Raw genomic sequence first — 12,650 nt, 5'->3', positions numbered from 1 at the left:
TGGAGTCACTGAACTTTTCCCACACGCGCGAGGCTTGTAATCGGTTTTTCAGGCCTCACTTACCGAACAATTGATTCCACTCATGGGGAAATGAAATGTCAGGAACCCAACTCCTCCCGCCGGAACGCACCACGCTCCCGCTGCTGCCGCTGCGAGACGTTGTAGTTTTCCCGCATATGGTGATTCCCCTTTTCGTGGGCCGGCCTAAGTCGATCAAGGCCCTCGAAGCGGCAATGGAAGGCGGCAAGCACATCATGCTCGTCGCGCAGAAGACTGCCGCAAAGGATGAGCCGACCGAAAAAGACATGTACGAAGTGGGATGTATCGCCAACATCCTGCAGATGCTCAAGCTGCCCGACGGCACCGTGAAGGTGCTCGTGGAAGGCTTGCAGCGTGCGAAGACGCTCTCGATCGAAGAGCAGGAAACGCAATTCTCGTGCGAAGTGATGCCGCTAGAACCGGACCACGCCGATGGCGCGGAGACCGAAGCGCTGCGCCGTGCGATCGTTTCGCAGTTCGATCAGTACGTGAAGCTCAACAAGAAGATCCCGCCGGAGATCCTGACCTCGCTGTCGGGCATCGACGAAGCCGGTCGTCTTGCTGACACCATCGCCGCACACCTGCCGCTCAAACTCGACCAGAAGCAGCATATCCTGGAGATGTTCCCGGTCGTGGAGCGTCTGGAGCATCTGCTCGCCCAGCTCGAAGCCGAAATCGACATCCTTCAGGTCGAAAAGCGCATCCGTGGCCGCGTCAAGCGCCAGATGGAGAAGAGCCAGCGCGAGTACTACCTGAACGAACAGGTCAAGGCGATCCAGAAGGAACTGGGCGAAGGCGAAGAGGGTGCCGATCTCGAAGAACTCGAGAAGCGCATCAACGCCGCGCGCATGCCGAAGGAAGCCAAGAAGAAGGCCGACGCCGAGCTCAAGAAGCTCAAGCTGATGTCGCCGATGTCGGCGGAAGCCACCGTCGTGCGCAACTACATCGATACGCTGATCGGCCTGCCGTGGCGCAAGAAGAGCAAGGTCAACAACGACCTCTCGAATGCAGAAGCCGTGCTGGACGAAGACCACTTCGGTCTTGAGAAAGTGAAGGAACGCATTCTTGAGTATCTCGCGGTGCAACAGCGTGTGGACAAGGTCAAGGCGCCTATCCTCTGCCTCGTTGGGCCTCCGGGTGTCGGCAAGACCTCGCTCGGCCAGTCGATTGCGCGCGCAACGAACCGCAAGTTCGTGCGCATGGCGCTGGGCGGCGTGCGTGACGAGGCCGAAATCCGCGGCCACCGTCGTACGTACATCGGCTCGATGCCGGGCAAGATCCTGCAAAGCCTGACCAAGGTCGGCGTGCGCAATCCGCTCTTCCTGCTCGACGAAGTCGACAAGATGGGCATGGATTTCCGCGGCGATCCGTCGTCCGCGCTGCTCGAAGTGCTCGATCCGGAACAGAACCACACGTTCGCCGACCACTACATCGAAGTCGATTTCGATCTCTCCGATGTGATGTTCGTCGCTACGTCGAATTCGCTGAACATTCCGCCGCCGCTGCTCGACCGGATGGAAGTCATCCGTTTGTCGGGTTACACGGAAGACGAGAAGGTCAGCATCGCCCAGCGTTATCTCCTGCCCAAGCAGAAGAAGAACAACGGGCTGAAGCCGGGCGAGATCGAAGTGACCGAAGGCGCGATCCGCGACATCATTCGCTACTACACGCGTGAAGCGGGCGTGCGTTCGCTCGAACGCGAAGTGTCGAAGATCTGCCGCAAGGTCGTGAAGATGCTGCTGCTGAAGAAGGCCGACAAGGCCGTCACGGTGGACAGCGCGAATCTGGACACCTTCCTTGGCGTGCGCAAGTACGACTTCGGTCTGGCCGCGAAGGAAAACCAGATCGGTCAGGTCACGGGCCTCGCGTGGACGGAAGTTGGCGGCGATCTGCTGACGATCGAAGCGGCGGTCATGCCCGGCAAGGGCAATGTGATCCGCACGGGTTCGCTCGGCGACGTCATGAAGGAATCGGTCGAAGCGGCCCGCTCGGTGGTGCGTTCGCGTTCGCGCCGTCTGGGGATCAAGGACGAAGCGTTCGAGAAGCAGGACATCCACATCCACGTGCCGGAAGGCGCAACGCCGAAGGACGGTCCGTCCGCAGGCGGTGCGATGACGACGGCGCTGGTGTCGGTGCTCACCGGCATTCCGGTGCGTGCCGACGTGGCGATGACCGGCGAAATCACGCTGCGCGGCGAAGTGCTGCCGATCGGCGGGCTGAAGGAAAAACTGCTTGCAGCGCATCGCGGCGGTATCAAGCTCGTGCTGATTCCTGAAGAGAACGTCAAGGATCTCACCGAGATCCCCGACAACGTGAAGAACGCGATCGAGATCGTGCCGGTCCGCTGGATCGACAAGGTGCTGGAACTCGCGCTCGAACGTGTGCCGCAGCCGCTGCCGGAAGAAGAAGTGAAGGCTGAGGACGCGAAAGCGCCCGTGGTCGAATCGAAGGAACCGGCTGGTGCGACTGAAGTTGTGAAGCACTAAGTTCTCTTCAAACAGTAGTACCCCAAAAACCCGCGGCATGGTCCGCGGGTTTTTGTTTATGTGCGCGAGATTCGTTGACGTTGTACCAATCCGAAGACTTCCTCGAAAGCCCCGCCGAATCAGGCTGAACCCCGCTTGACACCGCTTATTCGGCTTCGTTAAATGAGCGGGCTCCGGCTTCTGGCCGTGGCTGCAACATCCGCATCATCCATAGCGTTACCACCACGATTGCCCAAAACACATTCTCGGGGGCTGGAATGAATAAAACGGATTTGATCGATCACATCGCGCAGCAGGCCGATATCTCAAAAGCAGCGGCCGGTCGCGCGCTCGACGCGGTGCTCAACGGCGTCAAAGGCACGCTGAAGAAGGGCGGTTCTGTCACGCTGGTGGGGTTCGGCACCTTTGCGGTTGGCAAGCGCGCGGCGCGCACGGGACGCAATCCGCGCACCGGTGACGCCATCAAAATCAAGGCTGCAAAAATTCCTAAATTCAGGCCTGGCAAAGCGCTCAAAGATGCGTTAAACTAGCGGGCTCGCTACCTGATGAGGGTGGCGCAGAAGTCTGAAGCTGGGTGCTTAGCTCAGTTGGTAGAGCGGCGCCCTTACAAGGCGTAGGTCGGGAGTTCGAGCCTCTCAGCACCCACCACAGTTTCAGATCGCCAGGTCGCGCGAAACATCGCCGCGATGGCTCCGGTAGCACAAAAGCAGCACACCGCACGGAGCGGTAGTTCAGTTGGTTAGAATACCGGCCTGTCACGCCGGGGGTCGCGGGTTCGAGTCCCGTCCGCTCCGCCAGGAATACTCCAGCAGCAAAGCAAGAAGGCGAACTCCGGTTCGCCTTTTTTGTTGTCTGCTGATGTAAGATCGGGCGTTCTGTTTTTTGGCGCCCCTCAACGCTCGGTCCCGCATGCTCGATTTTTTCCGCAATCACAAACGACTGATGATGCTGATGCTGATGCTGGTGATTCTGCCAGGTCTCGGCTTCGTCGGCATTCAAGGTTTCCGCGGCTTCTTTGACGAAAGCGCGAACGTCGCCAGCGTCAATGGTCACAAGATCACTCGCGTCGATTACGACGGCGCCGCGCGTCAGCAGATGGATCAGGCGCGCCAGATGATGGGTGCGCAGTTCGATGTCAGCATGTTCGACACGCCGCAGCATCGCAAGGACATCCTTGACGGTCTGATCCAGCAACGCGTGCTGGCCGATGAAGTGCAACGTCTGCATCTGACCGCTTCGGACGAAGCCGTGCGTCGCACGCTGCTCGCCGATCCGATTATCTCGTCGCTGAAGAACCCCGACGGCTCGATCGATCTCGACAAATACAAGCAGTTGCTCGCGATGCAGGGCATGACACCCGAGCAGTACGACGAGCGTGTGCGTTACAGCCTCGCGATGCAGCAGTTGCCCGCGGCGCTCGTGAACAGCGCGTTCACCTCGAAGTCGCTCGCGCAGCAACTCACTGGTCTGTCGGAGCAGACGCGTGAAGTGCAGGGCCTCGCATTCCGCGCCAGCGACTACGCGACGAAGGTCCAGCCGACTGACGCGCAACTGCAAGCCTATTACGACGCGCACAAGAACGAGTTCGCCACCCCCGCCACGGCGCAGATCCAGTATCTGGTGCTGTCGGCCGCGACGGTCGCCGCGACGGTCAACCCCAGCGATGCCGATCTCAAGAAGTACTACTACGACAACATCGCCCATTTCAAGTCGCAGGAAGAAGTGCGTGCGAGCCACATTCTGATCACGGTAGCGAAGGACGCGAGCGCGGCCGATCGTGCAGCCGCGAAGCAGAAGGCCGAGCAGATCCTCGCCGAAGTGAAGGCGCATCCGGATCAGTTCGCGCAACTCGCGCAGAAGGACTCGCAGGATCCGGGCTCGGCGGCAAAGGGCGGCGATCTCGGTTACTTCGGTCCCGGCATGATCGCAGGCGGTCAGGCGTTCGACGACGCGGTCTTCAAGCTGAAGAAGGACGAGATTAGCGACGTGATCCAGTCGGACTTTGGTTATCACATCGTCAAGGTCACGGACATCAAGCCGTCGGTCACGAAGCCGTTCGACGACGTGAAGGGCCAAATCCTCAACGACGTGAAGACGCAGCAAGCGGCCAAGGTGCTTGCCGATGCAACCGAAGGCTTTACCTCGACGGTCTACGAACAGGCCAAGACCCTGCAGCCGGCCGCCGACAAGTACAAGCTGACGATCCAGAGCGCCACGGTCACGCCGAAGCCGAACCCCGCGCTGCCGCCGGATAGCCCGCTTAACAACCAGAAGTTCCTGGACGCCGTGTTTGCGAACGACTCGGTTACGAGCCACAACAACACGCAGGCGATCGATGTCGGCAACAGCACGCTGATTTCAGCGCACGTGACGAGCTTCCAGCCGGCTACCGTGCCCGCGTTCGCTTCGGTCAAGGACGCGGTGCATCAGAAGGTGGTGACGCAACTGGCTGCCGATATGGCGCGCAAGGATGGCGAAGCGAAGCTCGCCGACCTGCAGAAGTCGAAGTCGACCGATGGTTTCTCGTCGGCGCTCAAGGTGTCGCGCAACGATGCACAGGGCCTGCCGCCGGGCGCGCTGTCCGCCGTGTTCAAGGCCGACGCGCAAAAGCTGCCCGCATACGTGGGCGTCGATCTCGGCAAGGACGGTTATGCGATCTACCGCGTAAACAGCGTGACGAACGGCCCGGCAGCCGACGGCGCGCGCCTCGCGCAGGCGCAGCAGCAGCTTGCCGGCGTGGCTGGCCAGTCGCAGACGCAGGCGTACCTGGATGCGCTGCGCGATCGCTCGAAGGTGAAGTATTACGGCACGCTTGGCGCGTCGAACCAGCAAGGCGACGGCGACGGCCAGTAAAGGCCGTTAAGCAAGGCCACCCGGCCGGAGTCAGGCCTGAAACGAAAACGCCCCGCTTGTAGCGGGGCGTTTTGCATTTGCGCGCTGCTTTGCATGTCGATCATGCGATGCAGCGCGTCAAATTCACTTCACATCACAGACAGGCGCTGATATCGCTCGTGGCATCGGCGCCGGCACCGCCGCCCGAGCGGAAGCCCACCCAGGTCTTCGCGTTGGCGTCCCAGGCTGGACGCACGGTCGCCGCAGCGCCGTTAGGCGGTTGCTGGCCCGGCACGTAGACGTCCACGGCCTGGTCGTTGGCCATTACGCTCTGCGAGACGACTTGTTGCTGCGACTTGTCGGCCCACTTCTTGGCGATGCACTGGGCAACGGCCGTCGGCGGTTGCTGGCTGGTGCCGACCGATTGAGCTCCGCTCGGCATCGGCTGATTGGCGCAGGCAGCGAGCGCTGCCGTTACGACAATAAGAGGTAAATATTTCACGTTTTATCCCTCCAGTCAGGGTCAATCTGAGATTGGGCGAAGCTTCTCGCCCGGCGCAAAAAAATGTGACCTGATGCACGACGCTCCCACACCAGACGCGCCGCCCGAACAGCAGGCAAGCGCCCCTGACAGCGGCAGGATACGCGCCAGCGCGCCGTAGCGCCTCTCGCGTGTCCTCGCGTTATCCGCTAGCGCTGCGCGCTGCCGCCAAGCAGGGGCTTGAGCGTCGGCCACACGTTGTCAAGGAGCAAAGGCTGTGCCTGCTGGGTGGGATGCATCTGGTCGGCCTGGAAGAGATCGGGCTTGTTTTCAAGTCCGGCGAGCAGAAACGGCACGAGCGGCACGTGCAGTTCTTTCGAGAGCTGGCCGTAGAGGCCGTGGAATTTCTGGGTGTAGTCGGGGCCGTAGTTGGGCGGCACGTACATGCCGACCAGCACCGGCTGCGCGTGAGCCTGGCGGATCTGGGCGACGATGGCGCGCAGATTGCTCTCGGTCGTGGCGAGCGGCACGCCGCGCAGGGCGTCGTTGGCGCCCAGTTCGACGATCACGACCGACGGCTTCATGCGCTGCATGACGAGCGGCAGACGCGCCAGGCCGCCGCTCGTGGTGTCGCCGCTGATGCTGGCATTCGCGACGCTATAATCGATTCGCTGGCTGGCAAGGCGCTGGCGCAGCAAGGCCACCCAGCCCGTGTCGCGCGGCAGGCCGTATTCGGCGGACAAACTGTCGCCCAGCACCGCGATGACGGGCTTTGCCGTCACCGCTGGAGCGGCAGGCGGCGTGGCCGCGGAAGCGGCATCGGGCGCCGCGCAGGACAAAGCGATCGCGCCCAGTAGCGCGAAAGCGGTTACGGCGGTCACGCTGCGCATGCGGCGTCCGGGAGCGTGGTTCCTGTCGGCTAATCTTTGCTTCATCATGTGCGAATGAATAGCGATCCAGTCATCGAAGTACGGGGTTTGAGCAAGCGCGTCACCGACGCGGCCGGCGAACTGACGATCCTCGACGGTATCGACATGAGCGTGCACGCGGGCAGCAGCGTGGCGATCGTCGGAGCGTCGGGTTCGGGCAAGTCGACCTTGCTGGGCCTGCTGGCCGGTTTGGACAGTGCGAGCGCCGGCTCGGTTCGTCTGCTTGGACATGAGCTTACCGGCATGGCGGAAGATCGTCGCGCTGCGTTGCGCAATGGTGCGGTGGGCTTCGTATTCCAGTCGTTCCAGTTGATGCCGCATCTGACGGCGCTGGAGAACGTCGCGCTGCCGCTTGAATTGCAGGGCGGCCTGAGTACGCGCGAGGCCTTCACGCGCGCCCGTGCGCTGCTGGAGCGCGTCGGTCTGGGGCAGCGCACCGGCCACTACCCCAAACTGCTGTCGGGCGGCGAGCAGCAGCGCGTGGCGCTCGCGCGCGCCTTCGTCACCCATCCATCTGTTCTGTTCGCCGACGAACCCACCGGCAGCCTCGACGCCGCCACGGGCCGCGCCGTCATCGACCTGATGTTCGAACTCAATCGCGCGAACGGCGCGACGCTCGTGCTCGTCACGCATGACATCGATCTCGCACGCCGTTGCGATACCGTGGTGACGATCGAAGCAGGCCGCCGCGTGCCGAATGCGCTTCATGTCGACGGCCCCGAAGACGCAAGCGACCGTATCGAAACGGCGCGCTAGACGTTTCGGCCAACGCTGCGCTGCAGGTAAAAACAAAGGCGTGTACGGCAAGCACCGTCCACGCCTTCGCACCATCAGCGCCTCGTCAAACGCGCACTAGCCCATCAACGCTTGAGCGCCGCCCGCGCCCGCGCGATCAGTGCGCTGGTGGACGAATCGTGCGCCTTGACGTCGCCGCTCGCCGCGGTGAGATCGGCTTCCACCACCTTGCCGAGGATCTTGCCCAGTTCCACGCCCCACTGGTCGAAAGGATTGATGTTCCACACCGACGCCTGCACCAGCACCTTGTGCTCGTAGAGCGCGATCAGCGCGCCCAGCGAACGCGCCGTGAGCGCATCGACCAGCAGCGTGGTGGTGGGGCGATTGCCGGGGAACATGATGTGCGGCACGAGTTCGGGCTTGTCCGGACCGGCGATTTTCTTCGCTTCTTCCTCGGTGCGGCCCAGCATCATCGCCTCGCTTTGCGCGAAACAGTTCGCGAGCAATTTCGGATGATGATCGGCGAGCGGATGTTCGGGCGTGAGCACGGCGATAAAGTCGATCGGCACGATCGTCGTGCCTTGGTGCAGCATCTGGAAGAACGCGTGCTGGCCGTTGGTGCCGGGCTCGCCCCAGGTGATCGCCGAAGTCGCGTAATCGACGAACTTGCCGTCCAGACGCGCCTGCTTGCCGTTGCTCTCCATTTCGAGCTGCTGCAGGTACGAGGGCAGGTAGTGCAATGCTTCGGAGTACGGTGCAACCAGATAGCTTTGCGAGCCGAAGAAGTTGCGATACCAGATGCCGATCATGCCGAGCAGCACCGGCAGGTTCTTCTCCAGCGGCGCGGTGCGGAAGTGCTCGTCCATATCGTGCGCACCCGCGAGCAGTTCGTCGAACTGCTGCGGCCCGATCGCGATCATGATCGACAGACCCACGGCCGACCACAACGAATAACGGCCGCCCACCCAGTCCCACATCTCGAACACGTTTTCTTTGGCGATGCCGAACTTGACCACTTCGGCCGGATTCGCCGATACGCCGACGAAGTGCTTCGCGAGCGCGTCTTCGGGGCAGCCGGCCTTGACGAACCAGTCGCGCATCGAGCGCGCGTTCGTCATGGTTTCCAGCGTGGTGAAGGTCTTGGAGACGATGATCGCGAGCGTTTCTTCGGGATCGATGTCTTCGATCACGCGCCACAGATCCGCGCCATCGACGTTCGATACGAAGTGTGAATCGAGTTCGGGCGTTTCCAGATGCTTGAGCGCATGCACGACCATCTTGGGCCCGAGATCCGAGCCGCCGATGCCGATGTTCACCACATGGCGGATGCGCTTGCCGGTGTAGCCGGTCCATGCGCCGCTGCGTACGGCGTCGGCGAATTTCGCCATTTTGGCTTTTTCGGCGAGGACCTGGGCGTGAAACGGCGCGTTCGGCTCGGTGGCGCGCAGCGCGGTGTGCAGGGCGGCGCGGCCTTCGGTCGGGTTGACGACTTCGCCCGCGAACATCGCGTCGCGGCGCTGTTCGACGCCGGCCTCGCGCGCGAGCTGCACGAGCAGCTTGAGCGTGGTGTCGTTGATGCGGTTCTTCGAGAAGTCGGCTGCAATACCGCCGCCGGCGTAGGTGTAGCGTTCGGCGCGGGTCGGTGCGGGATCGTTGGCGGGGGCGAACCAGTCGCGCATCTGTTCGTTGCGGATCTGTTCGTAATGCGTCTGTAGCGCGGACCAGGCAGGGAGCGGATTCGTCATGTTCGTCTAGCGAGGGAAAACGAATGAAGGGCGGCGGAGGGCGCCGGCCGGTCAGGCCAGCGCGCGCGTCACGCGCTGCGGGGGAACGCGCCGCCGGTGGGCGGCGCGCGAAAGATCAGTATAGCGGGCCTGGGCGAGGCTGCGCACGGGGTCGGCCAAGCTAACGGAACCGATTACACGTTAGCAAACGTCATGGCGCGATTTCTCTCACTATCTGGAGGATTGTGGTCGATTGCCGGGCCGCGATCAGGGTTTCGGCGCGTAAAACAGCCGGTTCATGAGACGTCGGACCATCGGCGCGAGTTCGCCTGCGGCGAGCCCGGCAGGACCATCGCCCTGGGCGACGAGCGTATCGGCGGCGAGGCCGTGCAGGTAGACGCCTGCGAGTGCCGCCTCGAAGGGCGGCAAGCGCTGGGCGAGCAGTGCGCCGATGATGCCGCCGAGCACATCGCCTGTGCCGCCGGTGGCGAGCGCCGCGTTGCCGGTCGGGTTGATCGCGAGGCGTGCGTCGGGCGCGGCGATCACCGTGCCGCTGCCCTTGAGTACCACCACTGCCTCGAAGCGGGAGGCGAGCGCTCGCGCCGAGGCCAGGCGGTCGCGCTGCAGCTCAGCCGTATCGACGCCAAGAAGACGCGCGGCTTCGAGCGGATGGGGCGTCAGCACGCAAGGCGCGCGGCGCGTGCGCGCATGTTCGCTGACGTGTGCGGCGAGAGCCGCGTCGCGCGCGACGAGATTGAGCGCATCGGCATCGAGCAGCACGGCGGCGTCGAGCCGCAGGATGCGCTCGACCAGTTGCCGCGCCGAGGCGCTGCTGCCCATGCCGCAGCCCGCCGCAACGGCGTCCATCGCATCGAGCGGGAGCTTGGCGGCGTCATGCAGCATCAGTTCGGGATGCGGCGCGTCATAGGGCGGCGCGTCGCTGCCCAGAAAGCCCACGTTGACCTTGCCCGCGCCCGACAGCAGCGCGGCGCGCGCCGCGAGGATCGGTGCGCCGCACATGCCGGTATCGCCGCCAATCACGGCCAGCGTGCCGAAGCTGCCCTTGTGGGTCGCGAAGTCGCGCGCGGGGAGGAACGGTGCGAACAACGCCGGTGCGTTAAGCCAGGCGATCTCCGCGCTATCGAGCGAGACCGCTGTATCGATACCGATCGGCGCCACGCTCACCGCGCCCGCGTAATCGCGTCCCACGCCCGTATAGAGACCGGGCTTCGCGCCGATGAAGGTGAGCGTGTGGCTCGCGCGCACGGCCGGGCCGCCGCCGACCACGTTGCCGGTATCGCTGTCCAGACCGCTGGGCACATCGAGCGCCAGCACGTGAGCGTCGCTGCGCCTGCGTGTCGAGAGGAGCCGGGCCAGTTCGGCAAACACCCCGTCGAGCGCACGCGCGAGTCCGATGCCGAACAGGCCGTCCACCAGCCAGCCGTATGCGTCGAACGACGCGGGTGGCGTCTGGGTGATCGGCACGCCGGCGGCGCGGGCTTCGGCGAGCGCCCAGCGCGCATCAGCGGGTTTCACTTCGACGGGCATGCAGACTTCGCAGGCGATGCCCGCGCGCTTTAGCGCGGCCGCGGCCACCAGCGCGTCGCCGCCGTTGTTGCCAGGACCGGCCGCGAACCACACGGGCTTGGTGCTGAGCGCAGAGGGCGCGTGCACGATCTGCTCGCGCAGAAAGTGGGCAGCGGCGGCCCCGGCGCGCGCCATCAGCGTATGGGCGGGCAGCGACGCCTGCGCGGCGTGTTCACGTTCGCGGAGCTGGGCGACCGTGAGCAAGGCCACTGCACGGTCATGTGGATTGACGAGGGTAGGGTGGGCGGGCGTGGCGTGGGTCATGGCGGCGGAGCGTGGCGACCTGCGGATAAACCGACAGCATAACCATACCCCGCAATCGCCATGAACTAGCCTGGCCACTAGCCTGGCGCCATGCAAACAACGGCGACAGCCTTTAGCTGCGCCCCGGCCAGAGGGCCTCGACCGTTTCGGCGGGCAATTCCGGCGCGGTGCCGGACACCTGGGCGGCGATCAGGCGCGCCGAGCCGAGCGCCAGCGCCCAGCCCGCCGGGCCGTGTCCCGCGTTGACGAACAAACGCGGACTGCCGACGTTGCCCACGGCGGGCAGCCCATCGGCGGACAGCAGCTTCATGCCTTCCCACGCCAGCGCCGCCGAGATGCGTGCGGCGCCCGGCGCCCAGTCGCGCGACGCTTCGCCGAGCAGGGCGAGCGCTTCTTCGGTGAGCGCCTCGGGCAGCGCCTGGTCGAGTTGCCCGGCGCGCTGGAGCACCGCGCCGCCCGCGATGCGCAGACGGTGATTCGTGCGCGTGACGACGATGCGCCGCGCCGCATCGACGAGCGTGGAGTTGGGCACGCATTCCTCGTGCGCGACCGGCGCGTTGAGCGTATGCATACGCACCGGGTAAAACGGCAGCTTGATGCCCAGCGGCGCGAGCAGCTTCGGCGTTTGCGCGCCCGCCGCGACCACCACGGCATCGGCGGAAATCACTTCGACGTCGCGGCGCTTGCCCGCTTCCTCGGGGCGCGGCGCAAGCTCGACGGCCGCGCGCTGGCTTTCAACGCGGATCGCGCTCACCGTGCGCCCGGTTTCGAACTGCACGCCGCCGAGCGTATCGAGCGTCTGCTTGAGCTGCTTGACGAACAGCGGGCAGTTGGCGACGCGCGCGTGATCGAAGCGCACCGCGCCCGCGAACGGCGGATCGGCGGGAATGGTGTGTTCGGCGGCCACGCACTCGTGGGGCGTCAGTACGTGATGCGGTGTTTCGAAGCGGCGCAGCAGTTCCAGCGCGGGCTGGTTGAGCGACCACTCGTCGGTGGCGCGCACCAGATAGAGCAGGCCTTCGCGCTGCTCGTATTCGAGCTGGAAACGGTTTTCGATATCGTCGAGTCCCGCCTGGGCCGATTCGATCAGCGGGCGCAGCAGCGCATAGCGCGCCTCGAACGCTTCGGAGCCGTGCAGCGTGGCGAGGCGCTTGACGAAGGCGCGCGCCTGGCCCGTGAAGCCGGTTCTGGAGATCACGCCGCCCGAGGACTGCCGGCCGTTGCGCAGGAAGGTGGGGCCGAACCAGACGTCGAGCGGCGTCGGCAACACGACGCCGCTATGGCCGTAGGTCGCGCCCTGCGCGACGGTGGCGTGGCGCTCGACCACGCAGACGCGATGGCCCGCCGCGCGCAACTGGTAGGCGGTGGCGACGCCGGCAATTCCGCCGCCAATGACGATGACATCCATGATGATTCGATCTGCAGGCAGGTGTCGCGCCGTTGGCCGAGGTGGCTGGGCGCCCTGCCGAAGAGGGTGAGACGTGCGGCGCGCGATGCGCTGCGCCGATCGGGTGAAACGCGCAATCATAGCAGCCATTCGCGCGTCGTAGCCATGCGGGCGGCAGCGCCGGCG

9 protein-coding genes and 2 tRNA genes are annotated in these 12,650 nt (G+C 64.5%); 6 read left to right on the top strand and 5 right to left on the bottom strand.

Annotated elements, in window-relative coordinates; genetic code table 11:
• Positions 1 to 95: 95 nt before the first annotated feature.
• The 5 genes from lon to F4827_RS07740 all read left to right on the top strand — a co-directional run bounded on the left by lon (position 96) and on the right by F4827_RS07740 (position 5,378).
• The gene (gene lon, locus F4827_RS07760; RefSeq protein ID WP_167068001.1) at positions 96 to 2,525 is read left to right on the top strand and encodes an endopeptidase La; all 2,430 of its coding nucleotides are present in this window, start codon (positions 96 to 98) and stop codon (positions 2,523 to 2,525) included.
• A 257-nt stretch (positions 2,526 to 2,782) separates the two neighbouring features.
• A complete protein-coding gene (locus F4827_RS07755) occupies positions 2,783 to 3,055 on the top strand; it encodes an HU family DNA-binding protein (protein ID WP_167068156.1) in 273 nt (90 codons plus the stop codon).
• A gap of 42 nt (positions 3,056 to 3,097) precedes the next feature.
• Positions 3,098 to 3,173 (top strand) — tRNA-Val (locus F4827_RS07750).
• 72 nt (positions 3,174 to 3,245) lie between these two features.
• A tRNA-Asp gene (locus F4827_RS07745) sits at positions 3,246 to 3,322 on the top strand.
• A 112-nt stretch (positions 3,323 to 3,434) separates the two neighbouring features.
• Positions 3,435 to 5,378 (top strand): SurA N-terminal domain-containing protein, encoded by a 1,944-nt coding sequence (locus tag F4827_RS07740; RefSeq protein WP_183723366.1) that lies wholly within the window; start codon positions 3,435 to 3,437, stop codon positions 5,376 to 5,378.
• Between the two features lie 133 nt (positions 5,379 to 5,511).
• Here the strand turns inward: F4827_RS07740 and F4827_RS07735 are convergent, their stop codons facing one another.
• Positions 5,512 to 5,859: a hypothetical protein gene (locus tag F4827_RS07735; RefSeq protein ID WP_183723365.1), complete on the bottom strand. Its 348-nt coding sequence runs from the start codon at positions 5,857 to 5,859 to the stop codon at positions 5,512 to 5,514.
• 188 nt (positions 5,860 to 6,047) lie between these two features.
• Positions 6,048 to 6,728, bottom strand: a complete 681-nt coding sequence (locus tag F4827_RS07730; protein WP_183723364.1) for an arylesterase — start codon at positions 6,726 to 6,728, stop codon at positions 6,048 to 6,050.
• Positions 6,729 to 6,782: 54 nt separating this feature from the next.
• Here F4827_RS07730 and F4827_RS07725 point away from each other — a divergent pair, with 54 nt between their 5' ends.
• Complete coding sequence (locus F4827_RS07725; RefSeq protein ID WP_183723363.1) at positions 6,783 to 7,523, top strand: ABC transporter ATP-binding protein; 741 nt, start codon at positions 6,783 to 6,785, stop codon at positions 7,521 to 7,523.
• A gap of 104 nt (positions 7,524 to 7,627) precedes the next feature.
• Here F4827_RS07725 and pgi read toward each other — a convergent pair whose 3' ends face one another.
• The 3 genes from pgi to F4827_RS07710 form a co-directional block, all read right to left on the bottom strand.
• Entirely contained in the window at positions 7,628 to 9,247 is a 1,620-nt protein-coding gene (pgi, locus tag F4827_RS07720; RefSeq protein WP_183723362.1) for a glucose-6-phosphate isomerase, read from the bottom strand.
• A gap of 246 nt (positions 9,248 to 9,493) precedes the next feature.
• Positions 9,494 to 11,077, bottom strand: coding sequence for an NAD(P)H-hydrate dehydratase (locus F4827_RS07715; protein ID WP_183723361.1), 1,584 nt, complete (start codon positions 11,075 to 11,077; stop codon positions 9,494 to 9,496).
• A 112-nt stretch (positions 11,078 to 11,189) separates the two neighbouring features.
• Positions 11,190 to 12,485 (bottom strand): FAD-dependent oxidoreductase, encoded by a 1,296-nt coding sequence (locus F4827_RS07710; protein ID WP_183723360.1) that lies wholly within the window; start codon positions 12,483 to 12,485, stop codon positions 11,190 to 11,192.
• Positions 12,486 to 12,650 lie beyond the last annotated feature (165 nt).

Source organism: Paraburkholderia bannensis (genome assembly GCF_014200455.1).
In the GTDB taxonomy this organism is placed as follows: Bacteria; Pseudomonadota; Gammaproteobacteria; order Burkholderiales; family Burkholderiaceae; genus Paraburkholderia; species Paraburkholderia bannensis_A.
This window is presented reverse-complemented; position numbering and strand designations above follow the sequence as displayed.